A 19045-nucleotide genomic window follows, 5' to 3' on the forward strand; every position below is an offset into this window, starting at 1 on the left:
TCGTTTTCCTCTCGGATTCGCGAAGGTGGCCGGCTGCCGCAGGACAACCGGAGACCACCCCTGGCGAGGTTGGTTTTCACGGTGAGACCCTTTCGGGGGGGACGCGACCCGGATCCGGCGCGAAAACAGGGGGGTCGTCTCGCGGGGACGGCGGGGTTCGTCCGGGACGAGCAATTACACCCTGACGACGCGGAAGGCTTGCTAAGAGATTCTGCGCGGAATGCTAAATCTTTGCTAAACGGCCAGCGGCTGACCGGTTTCTCCCATCTCCTCCAGTTCGAGCTGAGACCGGGCGAGGAGACGGAAACGGCCGCGGCCGGACTTCTCGAGACGGATGCAGGCGTCGCGCTCGTCCAGGCGCTTGCGCAGGAGGATCAGCCTGGCATCAAGGTTTTCCGCGTGCGCCGGCAACCGCAACGAAGGATCGAGCCGCAATTCGCGGTTGGAGAATTCCGTTCTGCCGGTCTGAACATGTTCAGAAACGAGACGCCAGAGGATCGCTCCGGCCACACCCTTGATCAGGTAGTCGTGGTCGAGAAAAATGCTTTGGTCGAGCCGGTGATATCGGATCGTAACCGTATCGGCCGACGGAAGCGATTCCTGCACGAGCGGTTCCCCCACGGCCTCCTCATCCTCCCGCAGGAGCGTTAACAGCACGGCGAGATGGCTGGCGACAATGCGCAACGCATCTTCCTCCTCGTAGCAGAAAGCCATGATTTCCTCTGACTCGGCGAAAAGAATGCCGAGGATTTGTCCGCCCAGCGAGATCGGCACCGCGATCTGGCTTTTGGGCGCATGCAGACCGGGAAACGGGATTTCGACCGGCGTTATGGCGATGATCCCGGCGCGCCGGGCCGAATCCATCAGCGTCGCTCCGTAACGGTACTCCGTTGTCATGTGGCCGATGCGTATCGGGGTGTTCTCGCGCGCCGCCACCCCGATGACGCCTTCGCCGAAGGCGACCTCCGAGCCGATGCCGGACGTCTCGTAACCGTGGGAGGCGACCGTGTAGAGGCGCCGGGCATGCGACTCCACCATCAGCACCATCGAATAGGCGATACCGAAGTTGCGATCGAGACAATGCAGGGCCCGGTCGAGCAGCTCGTCAAGATCGGACATGACGGCGAGTTCCGTACAAGTTTGCTGCGCCGCAGAAAGAAGTGAGCGGTTGTTGGGCGGCGGGTGAAGTACCGGCTCCGAAACCGTCTCGATCGACAAGACGCGGAACAGGTCGGAACCGAGCAGCCGGAAGACGCCTTCCAGACCCGAGTGGGAGGCGATGCCGGCCAGCTTCGCCTTCATCGTTTCGAACAGCGGGCCGCTTGTCAGCGTCTCCCGGTACTCGAGCTGCAGACGGTGCATCGCCAGCGTGGTGCCGTCGGTGACGAGGACCGACGCGAGCCGGTTCACCATGAGGTTGCGGCGTGTCTTGTTGAAAAACTGGTATGAAAGAGCAACCTGCTGGCGCTCGACATAATGGACCTGCGAAATCATCGAGACGTTCGGAGTGCCGTCACCATCCACGGTGGCGAGAACCGCCGGAATCACCCCTTCCAGCGCACCCCGCAGGGCTTCCAGACACAGATCGTTCATAGCGAAAGCGGGCTCCCGGCCCCGGGTCCCGGAGTCTGTACATAGGCGCTGACGGGAAAGAACTCCATCGCGAGGACGTCATCGGGTTCCCACGCCGTCAACCCTTCTGCAATTGGCGGCGCGTATCCGATGTCGACGAGTTCGCCGCAGAAGACGGCGAGTTGACGGGCAATCTCCGGCGTGTCGTCCGGGCCCGCGGGCCGGATGGCGGCGCTTCGCGCCTTGACCTGGAACCCGCGATGGTCGCGGACGCGTCCGAAGGTCACGGCAATGCCGCTCCCCGCTTCAAGCGCGGAGAGCAGCGGTTCGTTGCCGGCGCGGCCGAACAGCACCCGTATCTTTCCGGCCTGGTCGACGCGGCAAGCAAGGCCATTGCCCGCGACCGGGTAGCCGTCGCTGCTCCGGCATCCCAAAATGATACTGGCGCCGGCCTGAGCAAGCTCAATGAGGTCCGTCGTCAGAACGCCGCGAAGCGTTGTCTTACCTTCGCGGTATCTGGCGATGTCTTCTTCCGGCGTTGCGGGGCGCTCGTGAGTTCCCATGGCTGCCTGTCCGAGCAAATTGTGCGCAACGAATAATCGTTGCGCGCTTTTGCTCGGCTTGTCTATCGCAAATGCGCAGCGGCGCCGGGACTGACGCCCGCGCCAAAGGGGTTCCAGCTGCTTAGATCCGTACCAGATATTCGATGATGGCGGCGGGCGGGTCAGCGATGAATGTCGTCGGTCCAGATCACCGTTTCGGGCTCTTCGACGGGTTCCAGGTCGAGGTTGACGACGACGGGCTCCTGGCCGGAGCGCATGACAACGCATTCGAGCTGCTCTTCGGGTCTTGCGTTTATCTCCTGGTGCGGCACATAGGGCGGCACATAGATGAAATCGCCCGGGCCGGCCTCGTCAGTGAATTCAAGGTTTTCTCCCCAACGCATCCGCGCCCGCCCCTTGATTACGTAGATGATGCTCTCGAGTTCGCCGTGGTGGTGGGCGCCGGTCTTGGCATTGGGCTCGATCACAACGGTGCCAGCCCAAATCTTTTCCGCGCCGGTGCGCGCGTGGGTGATAGCGGCTGCGCGGTTCATGCCTTCTGTCTGCGGGGTGTTGGTGTCGAGCTGGTCGGAAGGAATGATCTTCACCCCGTGCTTGCGCCAGTCGATGGACTTTTGTTCGGCCATGTCCTGCCCTCCTTCAAGCCCGGGAAAGGATGCTGAAAATCTTCCCTTACGTCAATCCAGCCCATGCGAGGCGTCCGGCCAGAATGCACGCCCGGGAGGTCCCTCGGTGACGAGCACTCATTTGTGATGGCTGCCAAGAAGCTGTATTTGTTGACAGATTCCTGTTTTGAGGTAGCGTTTAAAGGTGCAGAATCACTCGTGAGGAGCACCGATGCAGGACAAAAGCGCTTTCGAACTGCAGCTGGAAGGCTATGGGTTGACGACGGCTCATATCCTCTACCGCATGCCGGACCACCTTGAAATCCTTCAAACTTATATCTGGCAAGACTACGATATCGCTCCGGACTTTCCGGAGATGTACCGGTTTCTGGATTTCTGGGAGGCGAATCTGGACGGTCCGCTGCACTCAGTGCGCTACACGCACCAGCGGCTGATCCGGCCGAGCGAGTTCAAGCGGGTCGACGGCGAGATCCTGCTGCATTAGGGGCTAGCCTGCGCACAATGTGGAGGCCGGCTCGCGCCGTCCGCGCCAGCGAACGGCAAGCTGCTGGCGCACCAGCGCCTCGCCGACATCGCCATCGGGCGTTGCCACAACCGCAAGCGTGCGCCCGAACCGGTCACTGCCCAGCGCCCGTATGCTGATCGGCTTACGATCCAGCAAATGCCCAAGGCGGCGCGTGGCTTCCGCCGCCAGCACCGATTCCCGGCCGCAACGGCCGCGAACTTCCGGCGCATCGATATTGGCGACCCGGATCTTCTCGCCGTCCACCCACAGCGTGTCGCCGTCGACAACGCAGTTGAAGCGCCGGCCCGACCCACAGACCGGCATCGCCCGAGGCCTTGCCGGGACCGGCAGTTCGAGCTGCGGCACGGTGGCATTCGTGACGACCGGGTCGGTCGTTATCGTGGGGATGAGATCCGATACCGACAGAATGAAAGACACGGCCACAGCGCCGAGCATGACCCCGACGACGGAATTCAGGCCGAGAGAGACCGCCCGGGAAAGGCGCCGCCCGCCCCTTGCCGCGAGACGCCGGGATCTTCTCGTCTGTCCACGAATCGCTTTAGGCCGGCCCATGGATGCGAGGTTTGTCAGGGAGAGGTTACCCGGAGGTTGACGCGGCAGACCGGGTGCGAGTCCCGAACGTCAGCCGGCGGCACACCAGTCGTTGTCGGGTTCGGCCCGGCCATTCCAGGGTTTCGCCACCCGCCAGCGGACCATGTTGCGGCCGACGTCGCCTTCGCGGGTCGAAACCAGTGCCAGCAGACGGCCTTCGCGGTCCCGGCCCTGACCGCGAATATCGATCAGCTTGCCATCGAGCAGCTTTGACAAGGTGCGCGTGGCGTCCCGCGCCGCGGCTTTCCCGGCGGCGCAATCCGTATCCCCATCCGGTGCATCGATATTCGCAATGCGGATGTGGTATCCGTTCAACCAGAATGTGTCGCCATCCACGACGCAGTTGTCATGGGGTTCAGCACCGCATGGCCTAAAACGGCGCGGCGCGGCGCCCTCAAAGGTATCGTACTTGGCGGAGCGTTCACCATAAGCACTCGTGAAAATCGAGTTCCGGGCCAGAGGAGCCTTTTCCTCTGTAAAACGCTCGAAGAAATACCAGCCGCCCGCCATAGCGACCAGCAGGGCGGCGGCGACCGCCGTATAGGCACGGCGGCGCGGCGCGGGAAGCGCCTCCACCGCGTTGTCGTCAGCTTTTACGATACCCATACCCCTGATCATGAAGCGACACTAGCCCGATTGCATTACCAATCGGTTCATCCTGATCCGTAAAATCAGGGAATTCCGTAAGGGAATGCATTTCTCGGTCCGCCGGCTGCCCTTCACTTCGCCCTTTCGTTGTCCTATTCGTGGGCACAACCGGCAAGGAGGCGTAAATGGCGGACAAGGCGCTCATCGTCATAGACGTGCAGAACGACTTTTGCCCCGGCGGGGCGCTTGCCGTCGATGGCGGCGACGAGATCGTGCCGCTGGTCAATCACCTGATTTCCAGCCACGACCATGTCGTGCTGACACAGGACTGGCATCCGGCGGGGCACGCATCGTTTGCTTCCCAGCACCCCGGCAGGGAGCCGTTCGAGACGATCGAGGTGGATTACGGGCCGCAGACGCTGTGGCCCGACCATTGCGTGCAAGGCTCGAAAGGCGCGGAATTTCATCCCGATCTCGAGTGGACGCGGGCCGAACTGGTGATCCGCAAGGGCTTCCGCCCGGAGATCGACAGCTATTCGGCGTTTTTCGAGAACGACCACACGACGCCGACAGGGCTTGGCGGCTATCTGAACGAGCGCGGCATCGCCGAGGTGGTGCTCGCGGGGTTGGCGACGGATTACTGCGTGGGATTTTCCGCGCTCGATGCCGTCAAGTGCGGCTTCAAGGTCTCGGTCGTGATGCCGGCCTGCCGGGCGATCGATCTCAACGGCTCGCTTGCCGCGATGACCGACACAATGCGCGCTGCCGGCGTGCACCTGCTCTAGGATCGTCCGTTGGCTCGCGTGCTCGACATCGCCAAACGCGTCCACGATCACACGTGGAAGCTCGATCCAATCGTTCGCTCGCTGCTCGATACCGATTTCTACAAGCTGATGATGCTGCAGATGATCTGGAAGATGCATCGCAACGTCGATGTCACCTTCTCGCTGATCAACCGCAAGCCGGAAATCCGCCTCGCCGACGAGATCGACGTCAACGAATTGCGCGCGCAACTCGACCATGCACGCACGGTGCGGCTGTCGAAAAAGGAGCGCATCTGGCTGGCGGGTAACACGTTTTACGGCCGCCGGCAGATCTTCGATCCGGAGTTTCTCGCCTGGTTCGAGGATTTCCGCCTGCCGGACTACGAACTGGCCGAGCGTGACGGACAGTTCGAATTGCATTTTCACGGGCCGTGGACCGACGCGACGATGTGGGAGATCCCGGCGCTCGCCATTATCAACGAGTTGCGCTCGCGCGCCGCAATGCGCGGCATGGGGCCGTTCGAACTCGACGTGCTCTATGCCCGCGCCAAGGCCAAGATGTGGGAGAAGGTGGAGATGCTCAAGCGGCTCCAGGGCCTGCGCATTTCCGATTTCGGCACAAGGCGGCGACATTCCTTCCTGTGGCAGCGCTGGTGCGTGCAGGCGCTGGCGGAGGGCATTCCAGGCGCCTTTACCGGCACGTCGAACGTGCTGCTGGCCATGGACAACGACCTGGAGGCCGTCGGCACAAACGCGCACGAATTGCCCATGGTCTACGCGGCGCTGGCGGAAACCGATGCCGGCATCCGGCAGGCGAACTACCGCGTTCTGGAGGACTGGAACAAGCTTTACGGCGGCAATTTGCTGATCGTGCTGCCCGATACGTTCGGCACGGCGGCGTTTCTGCGCGACGCGCCGGACTGGGTCGCCGACTGGACCGGCTTTCGCCCGGACTCGGCGCCGTCGATCGAGGGTGGCGAGCGGATCATGGCGTGGTGGCGCGAACACGGTCAGGATCCGCGTGAGAAGATCCTGATCTTCTCCGACGGGCTGGAGGTGGATACGATCGTCAGAACCTTCCATCATTTCGAGGGCAGGGTGCGCATGGCATTCGGTTGGGGGACCAACCTGACCAACGATTTCGTGGATTGCGCGCCGCAGAAGAACGATCAGTTGCGCGCCATTTCGCTGGTCTGCAAGGTGACCGAAGCGAACGGTCTTCCGGCGGTGAAGCTTTCGGACAATCCGAACAAGGCTACCGGCGACCCCAGCGAGATCGAGCGCTACATCAGACTGTTCGGCACCGAGGAGCGGGTCAAGCAGGCGGTCGTCGTATAGCGTTTCCGCCGGCGACGTCCGCACCCCTCATTTGACGACCGCTCGCTGGAATTTAGCTTACGCGAGCGCTAGAGAGACGGCGACGAGCCGGAGCCTGAACTGATGAATCTGATCTTTCGCCTCGTGTGGGTCGCGATCGCCTCCATGTGGCGGCCGAAACTGGAAATGATGGACGAGAGCCGGCTAAGCTTCCGGGTGCTGCCGAACGATCTCGACATCAACATTCACATGAACAACGGACGCTACCTGACGATCACGGATCTCGGGCGGGTCGACCTGATCATGCGGGCGGGGCTGTTTCCGGTGCTGCGCAGGCGCAAATGGTATCCGGTGATCGGCTCGATGCGGGTCAGCTACCGCCGTCCTCTGGAACCGTTCCAAGCCTACGAACTGGTGACACGCGTGCTCGGCTGGGATGAGCAATGGCTCTATTTCGAACATCGTTTCGAGGTGGGCGACAGACTGATGGCGCGGGTACTGATGAAGGGCCTGTTCCTGCATGGCCGCGAGAAGGTGCCGACCGAGGAACTCGCCGCCGCGCTCGGCCATGATGGCGTATCGCCGGAACTCGACCCGGCGGTGGTGGACGCGCTGCGGCAGCGCGAGACGGCCTGATCACATCGGGATCGGATATTTCCGGTAAACCGCATGGATGTCGGCGAGAATCTCATCCGACAGATCGACGTCGATCGCGCCGATATCGGCCTTCAACTGGTCCATGGAGGTCGCGCCGATGATGACGGCGGTCATGAACGGGCGCGACAGGCAGAATGCGAGCGCCATCTGCGCCGGATCAAGGCCGTGCCTGTCGGCGACCTGCAGATATTCCTCGAGAGCCGGCTTGGATCGTTCGGTATAGCGCCCATTGAGATCGGGTTGCATCGATAGCCGTGTGCCGGGCGGAACCGTCCCGTCCCGGAACTTGCCCGACAGGATGCCGGCTGCAAGCGGCGAATAGCAGATCAGTCCGACATCCTCGTGATGCGAGAATTCGGCGAAATCGGTGTCGTAGATCCTGTGCAGCAGCGAATATTCGTTCTGCATGGTCTGAATGCGCGGCCAGCCGTGCCGCTCGCCGAGTTCGAGGTAACGCATCGTACCCCAGACGGTCTCGTTCGACAGGCCGGCGTGGCGGACCTTGCCCTCCTTGACGAGCGCGTCCAGCGTTTCGAGGATCTCGCGGATATCGTCCCGGGCCCTGGCGCTGTCTTCCTTGTGCGGTTTCCACGTCCAGGTCTGGCGGAAGTGATAGGAGCCGCGGTTCGGCCAATGCATCTGATAGAGGTCGATGTAGTCGGTCTGCAGACGCTTCAGCGAGCGGTCGCAGGCACGGCGGATCTTCTCGGCAGACAGGGGCGCGCCGTCGTCGATGTAATCGCGCCCGGGGCCGGCGACCTTGGTGGCGAGCACGATATCGTCGCGTTTGCCGCTCTTTGCAAACCACGTCCCGATGATCTCCTCGGTGCGGCCATAAGTCTCCGCCGACAATGGCGTCGTCGGGTAGAGTTCGGCCGTGTCGAAGAAATTGACGCCCTTGCCGACGGCGTAGTCCATCTGCTGGTGGCCCTCGGCCTCGGTGTTTTGCGTCCCCCAAGTCATGGTGCCGAGGCAGATCGCGCTGACGTCAAGGCCGGTCCGGCCGAGCTTGCGGTATTTCATGGAGGGTCTTTCGGAAAATTGGCGAGGGAAGACGTCGCCGCAATATAGGCAGGCAGCGACGATCCGCAACCAACACCGCGAGGTGGCCGCTAGGACGCCTTGTGTCCGAGATAGACCGTCTGCGTCACCGGGCGGCCCTCCTGCAGAGGGTTTGCGAAGACAACCGGTTCGGCGCGGACATCGGCGAACACGGTGTCGAGGCGCTTCACGAATGCGTCGTCCGGTCCCTCGTCGGACCACAGGGCGACGATCCCGCCGGGATGCAGATGGGAGGCGAGGCGCGCGAGGCCCCCGGGCGTGTAGAAGCCGCCGCTGCGGTCGTCGAGCAGCCGGTCCGGCGTGTGGTCGATGTCGATCAGGATCGCGTGGAAAAGACGGCCCGGGGCATCCGGATCGAAGCCGGAATCCGATGCTGCAAGGGCGAAGAAGTCGCCTTGCAAGACACGGCAGCGCGGGTCGGCGGAAAGCGGCGGCTCCAGGGGCAGGAGCCCCTGCTCATGCCAGTCGATGACCGGCTCGAGCATTTCGATAACGGTCAGCGAGCGGACATTTTCATGTTCCAACACGGCCTGCGCCGTATATCCGAGACCGAGCCCGCCCACGATGACGTCGAAAGGCCCGTCGCCGAGAGCGGCGAGCGCCAGCCGCGCCAGCGCGATCTCGGAGGCGGTGAACAGACTCGACATCAGGTGTTCCTCGCCGAGCAGGATCTCGAACACATCTTCACCCAGCGCGTGGACCCGACGGCGGCGCAAACTGATCGCGCCAATCGGCGTCGGGCGGTAATCGAGTTCCTCGAAATAGAGACTCATGCCGGGTTCCGCTTTCCGTGGTTTGCCGCCATCAATCGGCGCCGATGCCGAGCGAATCACGCCACTGCTTCAGGAACAGGCGGCGCTTCATGGTGTCGAGGCCCGCCATCAGCGCCGGGCGAAGAGCGACGGGGCGGATCGACCGGCTCTCTGCGTCCTCGATGCCGGCCTCACGGAACATGTGCTCGCGTCCGTCGAGCGGGGAGAACAGCAGCGCCTGCTCGTTGAGGATGCGCCGCCCGGCCTGCGTCTGGGTGAATTCGAGAAAGGCAGCAGCGTCGGCCTTGTTGGCGGCGTCTGCCGGAACGAAGGCGGCGCGCGACAGGACGAGCGCATAGTCGGACGGCACGACGACGGCAAGATCCGGGTTTTCGCGCGCCCGGGCGAATGCATAGGAGCCGAGCACATTGTAGCCGAGCAGCAGTCGGCCTTCCGCGACGCCGTCAAGAATCTCCGACGTGCAGCAATAGAGACGGACATCGTTTCTGCCCATCCCCTCGATGAGACGGCCCCAGGTCGACGAACGCTGGTCGTCGAGAGTGGCGAACAAATAGCCAAGGCCGGAGGATTCGATGTCGTAGGTCCCGATCCGGCCGCGGAACCGTTCAGGGTCGCGCAAGAGGTCGAGGAGATCGAAATGATCGCGCGGCGCCTCGCGAGGGGAAATCAGCGTTCGGTTGTAGACGATGACCGAGGGCTCGTAGGTGAGGCCGAAGAGCTGGCTTCGCCATTGCGCGTAATCGGGCAGCGCGTTCAGGCCCGGACGGCTGAGGGTGACCGCACAGCCATCATTGACGAGCTTGACCTGCAGGTCCATCGCCGAGGAAAGCACGACGTCGTCGCGCACGGCTCCCTGCCTGCACGCCTCTTCGGCCTGCGCGTAGAGCACGCGCGTCGTCTCCTCGCGATAGCGGACGGCAACCGTAGGATAGGCGGACTGGAACGCCTCGATCACCGGACGGATGATTTCGATGTCTGTGGTGCTGCCGATGACGAGCGTGCGCCCGGGGCCGAGGACGGCCGGAAAATCGTAGTCGTCCGCAGACGCGAAAACCGGCGCCATAAGAGCGGCAAGAACAAGGATCAAGCGGATCACGGCGTTCCCTCTTCAGTTTGCGGCAGCCGGAGGCCGATCTCAAAACCGTCATCTTCCGTATCGCGCATGTGGAGCCGCCCACCGTGCGAAACGGCGACCTCGTGCGCGATGGCCAGACCGAGGCCGGCGCCCTTGCCTCTTGCCGGCCGCTTGCCCCGGAAGCGCGTTCCCGCCGATCCGCGCTCGGCCGGCGGGATGCCTTTTCCCCTGTCGGCGACGGCGATCGACGCCTCGCCGGGGTGGGCGCCGACACGGATGACGATCGGTGGGCTGCCGTGCTCATAGGCGTTGTTGACGAGGTTCTTCACGGCTTCGCGCAGGCTGAACCGGTCGCCGGTGACGATCACCGGCTCTTCCGGAAGATCGAGCACCGGCGCCGCGCGGCTCTCCTCGGCCAGACTCCGCGTCTCCTGTTCGGCCTCCATTGCGACACGCCTCAAATCGACGCTCTCGCGCGGTTCGGCGTCGGTGCGGTGGGTGATCATTGCATGGCTGAGCAACTGGTCGGCCAGGCGGCTGACCGCGACCGAACGATCGAGGATGCGGCGGTTGATACGGCGAAGGCGATCCGGCGAAGTTTCACCCGCGGCAAGCTGCGCCTGGGCGCGGATCGCTGTGATCGGCGTGCGCAGCTGGTGCGCCGCATCGGCGACGAAGGATTGGACGCTGCCAATCCGACGGTCGAGACGGCGGGTGAAGCGGTTGATTGCGTCGACCACAGTCTCGATCTCGCGCGGCGTCTCGATGTCGAATGGCGAGAGGTCGTTGGGATCACGCGACAGCAGTGCGCGCTCGACGCGGGTCAGCGGCGCCAGAGCGTAGCGTACCGCGACATAAGCGAGCAGCACAATCGCCAGCGCCGCCGCGCCGACGAGGATCGCCGCCTTGGTCGCGATGTCGCGTGCCAGCGCCATGCGTTCGTGGATGGTATGGGCGACGACCACGCTGACCTGTCCGCTGAGGGTGCGCTCGGCCACCGGGCGGGTGGTCATGACGGCACGAACCGTCTCGCCGGAATATTCTATCTCGTAGACCATCGCATCCGCCTCGCGCCCGGACGGCGGCGGCAGATCAGGATACCCTGTCAGGGTTTCACCGTCGGTGCCGATCACGCGATAGAAGATCCGGTCATTGCGCGCGAGTGAAAGCAGCTCGAAGGCCGACGAGGGCAAATCGACCACCAGCTCGCCATCGATCACAGCGACACGTTCGGCGATCTGCAGCGACGCGCCGGTCAGGAGCCGGTCATAGGCCTCGTTTGCCGCCTGAAGGCCGTAATTCCAAGCGGAATAGAGCGCTGCCGTCACCGCCAGCAGCAGGATCAGCGAAACCGCGATGGTCAACCGCAGCGCGAGCGAGGGACGCCGGGCGGGGCGGGATACGTGGGCGACAGTTTCAGCCATCGGCGGCCTGACGGGTGGCGAAGGCCTGATAGCCGAGGCCCCGCAAGGTACGGATTTCCAGCGAGGCGGACGGGATCTTCTTGCGCAGCCGCGCGACGTACAACTCGATTGCGTTGAGGCCCGCCTCCTCCTCCAGACCGAACAGGCGAGAATGCAGCTCCTCCTTGGCGATGACGCGGCCGCGCGAGGCGAGCAGGATCTCGAGAAGCGCCTGTTCGCGCCGTGTCAGTTCGCAGACCTCGCCGCGCACGGTGACCTGCCTCGTCGCCGTGTTGAAGGAGATGTCCCCCGCTTCCAGCACGGCGTCCGTCTCGCCATGGCGGCGGCGTGACACGGCGCGGAGGCGCGCTTCCAGTTCGCGGATGTCGAACGGCTTGACGAGGTAATCGTCCGCGCCGGCATCGAGCGCATCAACCCGGTCGTCGACACCGAGGCGGGCGGTCAGCATGATCACGGCCAGCGTCTCTCCGCGGACACGAATCTCGCGCAGCAGGTCGAAGCCGCTGCCGTCGGGCAGGTTGATGTCGAGCACCATCAGGTCGAAAGGCTGCACGGCCAGGAACTGGCGCGCGTCGGCGAGCGTGCCCGCGCGGTCGCAGGCGTGGCCGAGCCGCGACAGGCTTTCGGCGATCGCGTCGGCAACATCCTCGGCATCCTCGACAATGAGCAGCCGCACTCTTTTCCTCCCGAATGACAGCTAGGTGACAGCTTCGTACACTAATAGAGTTCGCCAGCAACGGAGCGCAACGCCCGTTCGCATCACGGGAGGACTACCATGAAGAAACTGATCGGCCTCGCGGCCGCATTCACGCTTGCATCCAGCATTTCGGGCTTCGCGTTCGAGCCGACGAATCCGGAGTGTATCGCACCGGCCAATCCGGGCGGCGGATGGGACTTCACCTGCCGTCAGGTGGGCAAGACCATGCAGGACCTCGACCTGGTTCCGGGTACGGTGCAGGTGACCAACCTGGCAGGCGGAGGCGGAGGCGTTGCCTATGCCGAAGTCGCCAACAAGCGCGCCGACGACAACAACCTGATCGTCGCTGCATCGTCAGCGACGGCGACGCGGCTGGCACAAGGGGCCTATCCGGGCAACACGATGGACGAAATGCGCTGGCTTGGCGCCGTCGGCGCGGACTACGGAATCGTCGCCGTTGCCGCCGACTCGGAGATCAACACGCTTCCTGAACTGATGGACAAGATCAAGGCCGACGCCACGTCCGTTTCGATCGCCGGCGGTTCCGCGGTCGGCGGCTGGGATCACCTGAAGGTGCTTCTCGCGGCCAAGAAGTCCGGGATCGACGACGTTCGCACGATCAAATACGTCGCCTTTGACGGCGGCGGCGAAGCAGTCACGCAGCTGCTCGCCGGTTCGGTGCAGGCATTCACCGGCGATGCGTCGGAGGCCAAGGGCTTTGTCGACTCCGGCGATATCAAGGTGATCGCAGTTCTGGCACCCGAGCGCCTCGAGGGCGACTTCTCATCCTTCCCGACGGCCAAGGAACAGGGCATCGACGTGATCGGCGCGAACTGGCGCGGATTTTACGGCCCGGGCAAGATGTCCGAGGAAGCCTATGATTTCTGGACTGACGCGATCGCCAAGACCTACGCTTCGGACGAATGGAAGGAAGCGATGGCACAGAACGGTCTCGCGCCGCTCGACATGACCGGGGATGAGTTCCAGGCGTTCGTCGCGGACTCCGTCGCCAACATCACCGATCTTTCCAAGCAGATCGGCCTGATCCAGTAATCCGGCGAGAGCCGAGAACAAGCTGCCCGGCGGTCGAACTGCCGGGCAGGGCCTTACGAGCACACGGGGAGGGGCGATCATGAGCGATCGCGTATTCGGCGTCATTGGCATTTTGCTGGCGGCGTTCTACGCCTGGCAATCGACGCTTATCCAGGAAAGCTTCATCCAGGACCCTGTCGGTCCAAAGGCATTCCCCCTCATAATCGCTATAGTCCTGGCGCTCTCCAGCCTCGTGTTCATTCTCAAGCCCGATCCGGAACCGGACTGGCCAGCCGTCGGGCAATTGTTCGAAATCGGCATTTCCGTCGCGCTGCTGGTCGCTTATGCGCTTGCGCTGCCCGAAGCCGGCTTCGTCGCCTCGACAGCGGTCGCCGCGAGCTTTCTTTCCTGGCGGCTCGGCGCCGCGCCGCTGCATGCAATCCCGGCCGGGATCGCCATCGCCGCCGGCATCTATGTCGTCTTCCACCTGATCCTCGGTCTGTCGCTGGCGCGCGGACCGTGGGGCTTCTGAGCGAAAGTTTTTCGAGCCATGGACGTTCTCGCCTCTCTCGCTGACGGTTTCGCGATCGCGCTGACCTGGGAAAACCTCGGTCTCGCGCTGCTCGGTTGCTTCCTCGGCACCATCATCGGCGCCCTACCCGGGCTCGGCCCGTCAAACGGGGTCGCGATCCTTATCCCGCTTGCCTTCACGCTCGGACTTCCGCCGACGCCCGCGCTAATCCTGCTGACAAGCGTCTATTACGGCGCCATGTATGGCGGGCGCATCTCATCCATCCTGCTCAATATCCCCGGCGACGAGCCGGCTCTGATGACAACGCTCGACGGTTACCCGATGGCCCGGCAGGGGCGCGCCGGAGAGGCGCTGGCCCTATCGGGCATTGCCTCCTTCGTGGGTGCGTTCTTCGCGACCTGGGGCCTCGTCTTCCTTGCGCCGCAGCTTGTGCGGGTCGCGCTGCTGTTCGGACCTGCGGAATATTTTGCGCTGTTCACGCTTGCCTTCGCGACGCTCGGCGGCATCGCCAGCCGCAACCAGGCAAAAGCGGCCTTCGCCGCGGCGCTCGGCCTGGGTATTGCCACCATCGGTGTCGACGGTCAGACCGGCGTGCCGCGTTTCTCCTTCGGCGAGGTCCATCTCTATGACGGGATCGACTTCCTGGTCGCCATCGTCGGCCTGTTCGCCCTGTCCGAAGTGTTCGTTTTTCTGGAAAGCCATCGCGGCGACGCGGATGCAGCCGCCGACAAGATGAAGATCGGCCGGGTGATCCCGTCGCTGAACATTCTGCGCAGGACGACCGGGGCGATGAGCCGCTCGACCGTAATCGGGTTCATCTGCGGCGTGCTGCCGGGTGCCGGCGCATCGCTCGGCTCATTCATGGCATATTCGCTCGAAAAGCGGGTTTCCGACAAGAACAAGACGTTCGGGACCGGCGATCCACGCGGCATCGCCGCGCCGGAAGCCGGCAACAACGCGGCCGCCGGCGGCGCGCTGGTGCCGATGCTGGCGCTCGGCGTGCCGGGATCCGGCACGACGGCGGTGCTCCTTGCCATGCTGCTGGCGCTGAATATCACGCCGGGGCCATTGCTGTTTCAGCAGAATCCGGACGTGGTGTGGGGCCTGATTGCCGCACTCTTCATCGGCAACGTCATGCTGCTGCTGATGAACATCCCGTTGGTGAGCCTGTTCGTCCGGGTGCTGCTGATTCCGCCGAAATACCTCATGCCCGCTGTCGCCATGATCTCGTTCGTTGGAATCTACGGAATTTCCGGCTCGACCTTCGATCTCATGGTCATGGTGGGGTTCGGGGTGATCGGCTGGGTGCTGCGCAAGCTAGACGTGCCGCTGGTGCCGGTGATTCTCGGTGTGCTGCTCGGCGACCAGATGGAAAAGAACCTCCGCCGCGCCATGACGATTTCGGACGGCGACTGGACCGCGCTGTTCGCCTCGCCGCTGGCAATCGGCCTCTGGGCCTTTGCGATCATCGGTTTCGTCGCGCCGATCCTGTTCGGCCGGTTCTTCCGCATGAAGCACCGCGAGGAGGATGTGGGCGACTGAGCCGCCGGCTTCAGTCCGCCTCGCGCTCGGCGACGCGCCTACCGTCCCGGATCCGATCGCTCGGATAAAGGATGACGCGATCGCCGGCCGTCAAGCCGGCGAGGATTTCGGCGACCTCGTCGTTCATCCGCCCTACGGTGACCTCTTCCAGGCCGGCCCGGCCATCCTTTACCGTGAATGCGGTCCACGCCTCATTTGTCCGGAACAAGGCGGCCACCGGGATCATCAAGACATCGTCTGCCTGCCAAAGCGTTATTGTCGCGGTGACCCGATAGTCGTGGCCCAGCCGTGCCCAGGCCTCCGGCGGCTCCGTAATCTCGATAATGACATTGACCCTCAGTTCCTCGATCCCAAGAGCGGAGACTTCAGGAAAACCTGTCGGCTCGACGTGGGTGACGCGGCCCTCGAGCGCGGGTCCTCCCCAGCCCGTGATCTCCACCGGCGCGCCGACATTCACCCGAACCGCGTCGGCCGATAGCAGATCCGCGACAATCTCCAGATCTTCCGTGTCGGCGACATCTATCAACGGCGTCCCGGCTGGGACAACGGTTTCACTTTTCTGGAGAATGCGGAGGACCTCTCCGGAAATCGGCGCCTTCAAACGCATTTCGCGCCCATTGTGCTCCGATGCGAAGGCCGCTCCCGGGTCCCTGAGCTGGGCTTCGATCGCCGAGCGTTCGTTCCGCCGCATTTCCAGCTGCGCGGTGGCCGCCTCGATCGCATGTACCGCCGCCCGAACACCCGCCTCCGCCTTGTCCAGCGCCTCACCCGATACGACCTTCCTGCCGGCAAGAGCTTCGGTCCGCGCAAGTTCGCGCTCGGCAAGATCGCGTTCGACTTCCAGTCGACTGATTTCATGCGCTGCAAGTTGCATGGCAGCATCCGCAGCGGTGAGCGCCGCCCGAAGCTGGGCCCGCGACCGTTCATCCACAAAAGCCGGCATGGTCGGCTTGATCGCCGCCACCACCGTCTCACCTTTCACGACCTCATCCCCCACCTTGCGCAGCGTTCTGACGACCTTCCCTGCGAACGGAGCCGACACCGTGTAGATGTTGCGGACCCGGGTCCGGGCCTCCTCTTCGACGGTTTCCGACATCGAGCCTGTTTGCACGCCGCCAAGGTCGACCAGCACCGACCGCGGCCGTACAAAGCCAAAGACGGCGGCAAGCACGAGGGCGATCGCGATAACCCAGATTATCTGTCGGCGTCGCATCGTCGGCATCGCTTACTCCCGGGTTTTCATGACCGCGATAAGGTCAAGTTTGTAGATTCGCTGCAACAGGAGCAGCGCCGAGCATACCGACGCGCCCAGAACTACCCCGCTCGAGATCGCATAGGTCTCGGGGTTGATGGCCAAAGGCATGCGCATGAGATCCGCATCGAGATCTTGCTTCATGATCCAGGCGATTGCGTACCCCAAAGCCCAGCCGACCGGCTGGGAGAGAACCACGAGGATCGCCAGTTCGGCGACGAGGACCCAGTAGACCTCTGCCCGGACAAAGCCGAGAATGCGGAGGCTCGCCAGTTCCCGGGCCCGTTCCGACAGTGTGATCTGGGCGGTGTTGTAGACGACGCCGAAGGCGATCACTGCCGCGAGCCCGGTGTATATCGTGGCCATGGCGGTCACGATGACAACGATGGCTTCTCGGAAGTTTTCGAGCGAAACGAGTTGCAGGGCGATGCCACCAATCGCCGGAATGGTTTTGATCGAATCGTAGAGCGCGCCAAGCCGGCTCCGGTCGACTCTGAGTTCCGCTTGATTGATCCTTGCACCTTCGCGCATCAGGCGTGACAGTGCACCAAGATCAATGGTCGCCTGCATCCCGAAGTAGTCCTCCACCAGGACCGTGACCGGAAGTCGTACGGTGCGGCGGCGTCCCTCCAGCAGATCGATCTCGACCGCATCGCCGATATCTACATCGAGACTCCTCGCAAGCCACTCCGATATGGCAAGCCCGTTCGTTGGCGGCGCTACACGGCGAAGCTGCGTGTCGATAATCTGTCGAAGGTCTGCATCCGCCGCACGGCCATACAGGAGAATCCTGCGTTCGTTCATGCCGTTTCGAATTCGAACCGGAACCGTTCTGACGCCCTCGCCAGCGAGCACGCCGGGCAGGCGCGTGACATCGTCGATTGCAGACGCCGCCTGGGTGTGAACAAAATTGACGGTGGCATCCTGCCGCTCCGCCCTGAAATATTTCACCTCGATCAGACGCTCCATCGAATTGCCGATGTACAGCGAGGCTATGAGCAACGCGGTGCTGGTCGATATGCCCAGCACCGTCAGTCCCGCCCTGAAGCGGTGATGCAACAGGTTCCGCACGGTCATCCGCATCAACGGCGAAAGCATCGCTTCGGGCAGCAATGCCGGGGCCGAACCGCGCCGGAATTTCGGGGGTGCGGCCGCATGCATCGCAACCGCCGGGGGCAGAGAAGTGACGTTCAGGATGGAACGCATGGCACCGATCACGCCGGCCACGACTGGAAGCCCCGCGGCCAGAAGGTAAAGATCCGGGGATGGCGCAAAGATTAGAAGCGGGAATTTGAAATACCCGGCATAGAGCTCGGTCACGTAGCTGCCGAGGTAGTTTCCGACACCCCAGCCTATCAGGATTCCCGCCGCGCACACGATCGCGACGAATTTCATATAGTGGAACGCAACCGTCCGGTCACGATAGCCGAGCGCTTTCATTAGCCCGATCTGGCCGCGCTCCAGCAGCACCATCCGTCCCAGCGTCAGATTCACAAGAAAAACCGCGACACCCAGAAAGATCGGCGGCAAGGTCCGGCTCATGCTTCTGAGCATGTCCAGTCCGTGGTCGAGAAATGCATGCGAAAACTGATCGCGGCGTCCGTAGGCGGCCTGCCCCCCATAGGCCTTCAAAAGCGTATCCAGCCTTTGGATGATTGCCTCCTGCGACGCACCGCGGGTGGTCGTCAGGCTCACCGATGAAAACGCGCCCTGCAGGCCGTATATCGCAGCAAGCGCGCGCTCGTTCATCCAGATAACGCCGAAACGGCGGTTGTCGGGCATGACATCGCCTGGCCCGGCCGCATAAACGAATTCCGGCGACAAGGCCATGCCGACGATTGTCAAACGGCGCTTCTGGCCATTGAGTATCGCGTGGAACTCAGAACCAAGCAAAAAATCATGCGCTTTGGCGAACGGCTCGTTGACGACGACCTCGTCCGCAGCGCCGGGTGCGGGCATCCGGCCGCGCCGCAGATAGGGGCGATTGAGCGATGGCGCCTTGCCGTCGGGTACCGAGATGAAACGCCCGGTCGCTGGCTCGGGCATTCCTTCGATCTCGAGCAGCGCTGTCTTGACGATGCGCGCTTCGGCAGCCGCGACGTCGGGAATCCGCGAAATTTTGCGCATGAGCGAATTCGGGACGCGCTCGACATGGGCAAATATATGCGCGAAGCGCTGCCGCTCATAATAGGCGATCCGTGTCTCCTCGAGGGAGCGGTTGGAACCCACGGCGATCAGGATGCTGGCAACGCCGCCAGCCATTACGAGGGCGATCGCCAAGGCTTGCGCCCAGAGGCGCACCAGATCCCTCAGCAGCTTGCGGTCAAGGGCGAGCATGGCACGAATGCTTGGCACCGGCACTCAGATTTCGCCTTGACTTGGCTCAATCGGAGATCCCTGCACACGTCTACGCCAGACAGCACGTGCAGACTTACTGGTGAACTCGCCGCAG

The 19045-nt window shown here is 63.3% G+C and carries 19 protein-coding genes; 7 read left to right on the top strand and 12 right to left on the bottom strand.

Features of this window, described 5'->3' with window-relative positions; genetic code table 11:
- Positions 1-234: 234 nt before the first annotated feature.
- The 3 genes from LC298_RS03210 to LC298_RS03220 all read right to left on the bottom strand — a co-directional run bounded on the left by LC298_RS03210 (position 235) and on the right by LC298_RS03220 (position 2761).
- Positions 235-1593, bottom strand: coding sequence for a GAF domain-containing protein (locus tag LC298_RS03210; protein WP_131564727.1), 1359 nt, complete (start codon positions 1591-1593; stop codon positions 235-237).
- Positions 1590-2135: a hypothetical protein gene (locus LC298_RS03215; RefSeq protein ID WP_131564725.1), complete on the bottom strand. Its 546-nt coding sequence runs from the start codon at positions 2133-2135 to the stop codon at positions 1590-1592. Before LC298_RS03215 ends, LC298_RS03210 begins: the two co-directional genes overlap by 4 nt.
- 161 nt (positions 2136-2296) lie before the next feature.
- Positions 2297-2761 carry a cupin domain-containing protein gene (locus LC298_RS03220; RefSeq protein WP_131564722.1) on the bottom strand — a complete coding sequence of 155 codons (465 nt, stop codon included), beginning with the start codon at positions 2759-2761 and terminating at the stop codon, positions 2297-2299.
- Between the two features lie 211 nt (positions 2762-2972).
- Here LC298_RS03220 and LC298_RS03225 point away from each other — a divergent pair, with 211 nt between their 5' ends.
- Positions 2973-3245 (top strand): usg protein, encoded by a 273-nt coding sequence (locus LC298_RS03225; RefSeq protein ID WP_131564720.1) that lies wholly within the window; start codon positions 2973-2975, stop codon positions 3243-3245.
- Positions 3246-3248: 3 nt separating this feature from the next.
- On the opposite strand, the gene LC298_RS03230 is transcribed toward LC298_RS03225, so the two are convergent.
- Together LC298_RS03230 and LC298_RS03235 are read right to left on the bottom strand one after the other, a co-directional pair.
- Complete coding sequence (locus tag LC298_RS03230; RefSeq protein ID WP_223385516.1) at positions 3249-3704, bottom strand: thermonuclease family protein; 456 nt, start codon at positions 3702-3704, stop codon at positions 3249-3251.
- A gap of 204 nt (positions 3705-3908) precedes the next feature.
- Entirely contained in the window at positions 3909-4484 is a 576-nt protein-coding gene (locus tag LC298_RS03235; RefSeq protein ID WP_158284658.1) for a thermonuclease family protein, read from the bottom strand.
- 167 nt (positions 4485-4651) lie between these two features.
- On the opposite strand from LC298_RS03235, the gene pncA reads away from it, so the two are divergent.
- The 3 genes from pncA to LC298_RS03250 all read left to right on the top strand — a co-directional run bounded on the left by pncA (position 4652) and on the right by LC298_RS03250 (position 7183).
- A complete protein-coding gene (gene pncA / locus LC298_RS03240) occupies positions 4652-5251 on the top strand; it encodes a bifunctional nicotinamidase/pyrazinamidase (RefSeq protein ID WP_131564716.1) in 600 nt (199 codons plus the stop codon).
- Positions 5252-5260: 9 nt separating this feature from the next.
- Positions 5261-6568: a nicotinate phosphoribosyltransferase gene (pncB, locus tag LC298_RS03245; RefSeq protein WP_131564714.1), complete on the top strand. Its 1308-nt coding sequence runs from the start codon at positions 5261-5263 to the stop codon at positions 6566-6568.
- Between the two features lie 102 nt (positions 6569-6670).
- Positions 6671-7183, top strand: coding sequence for a thioesterase family protein (locus LC298_RS03250; RefSeq protein WP_131564713.1), 513 nt, complete (start codon positions 6671-6673; stop codon positions 7181-7183).
- Here LC298_RS03250 and LC298_RS03255 read toward each other — a convergent pair whose 3' ends face one another.
- The 5 genes from LC298_RS03255 to LC298_RS03275 form a co-directional block, all read right to left on the bottom strand.
- Positions 7184-8227, bottom strand: coding sequence for an aldo/keto reductase (locus LC298_RS03255; protein WP_131564712.1), 1044 nt, complete (start codon positions 8225-8227; stop codon positions 7184-7186).
- An 89-nt stretch (positions 8228-8316) separates the two neighbouring features.
- On the bottom strand, positions 8317-9039 hold the full coding sequence (locus LC298_RS03260) for a polyamine aminopropyltransferase (RefSeq protein WP_131564711.1): 723 nt from the start codon (positions 9037-9039) through the stop codon (positions 8317-8319).
- Positions 9040-9070: 31 nt separating this feature from the next.
- A complete protein-coding gene (locus LC298_RS03265) occupies positions 9071-10135 on the bottom strand; it encodes an ABC transporter substrate-binding protein (RefSeq protein ID WP_223385517.1) in 1065 nt (354 codons plus the stop codon).
- On the bottom strand, positions 10132-11538 hold the full coding sequence (locus LC298_RS03270) for a sensor histidine kinase (RefSeq protein WP_131564710.1): 1407 nt from the start codon (positions 11536-11538) through the stop codon (positions 10132-10134). The genes LC298_RS03265 and LC298_RS03270 overlap by 4 nt, the downstream gene beginning before the upstream one ends.
- Positions 11531-12214, bottom strand: a complete 684-nt coding sequence (locus tag LC298_RS03275; protein ID WP_131564709.1) for a response regulator transcription factor — start codon at positions 12212-12214, stop codon at positions 11531-11533. The genes LC298_RS03270 and LC298_RS03275 overlap by 8 nt, the downstream gene beginning before the upstream one ends.
- Positions 12215-12313: 99 nt before the next feature.
- On the opposite strand from LC298_RS03275, the gene LC298_RS03280 reads away from it, so the two are divergent.
- From LC298_RS03280 to LC298_RS03290, 3 genes are all read left to right on the top strand, one after another.
- On the top strand, positions 12314-13288 hold the full coding sequence (locus tag LC298_RS03280; RefSeq protein ID WP_131564708.1) for a Bug family tripartite tricarboxylate transporter substrate binding protein: 975 nt from the start codon (positions 12314-12316) through the stop codon (positions 13286-13288).
- 79 nt (positions 13289-13367) lie between these two features.
- Positions 13368-13799, top strand: a complete 432-nt coding sequence (locus LC298_RS03285; protein ID WP_131564707.1) for a tripartite tricarboxylate transporter TctB family protein — start codon at positions 13368-13370, stop codon at positions 13797-13799.
- 18 nt (positions 13800-13817) lie between these two features.
- Positions 13818-15341, top strand: a complete 1524-nt coding sequence (locus LC298_RS03290; protein ID WP_131564706.1) for a tripartite tricarboxylate transporter permease — start codon at positions 13818-13820, stop codon at positions 15339-15341.
- 10 nt (positions 15342-15351) lie between these two features.
- Here the strand turns inward: LC298_RS03290 and LC298_RS03295 are convergent, their stop codons facing one another.
- A complete protein-coding gene (locus LC298_RS03295; protein WP_223385518.1) occupies positions 15352-16563 on the bottom strand; it encodes an efflux RND transporter periplasmic adaptor subunit in 1212 nt (403 codons plus the stop codon).
- A 3-nt stretch (positions 16564-16566) separates the two neighbouring features.
- A complete protein-coding gene (locus LC298_RS03300) occupies positions 16567-18948 on the bottom strand; it encodes an ABC transporter permease (RefSeq protein ID WP_317851169.1) in 2382 nt (793 codons plus the stop codon).
- Between the last annotated feature and the right edge of the window lie 97 nt (positions 18949-19045).

This window comes from Oricola cellulosilytica (assembly GCF_019966575.1).
Lineage (GTDB): Bacteria > Pseudomonadota > Alphaproteobacteria > Rhizobiales > Rhizobiaceae > Oricola > Oricola cellulosilytica.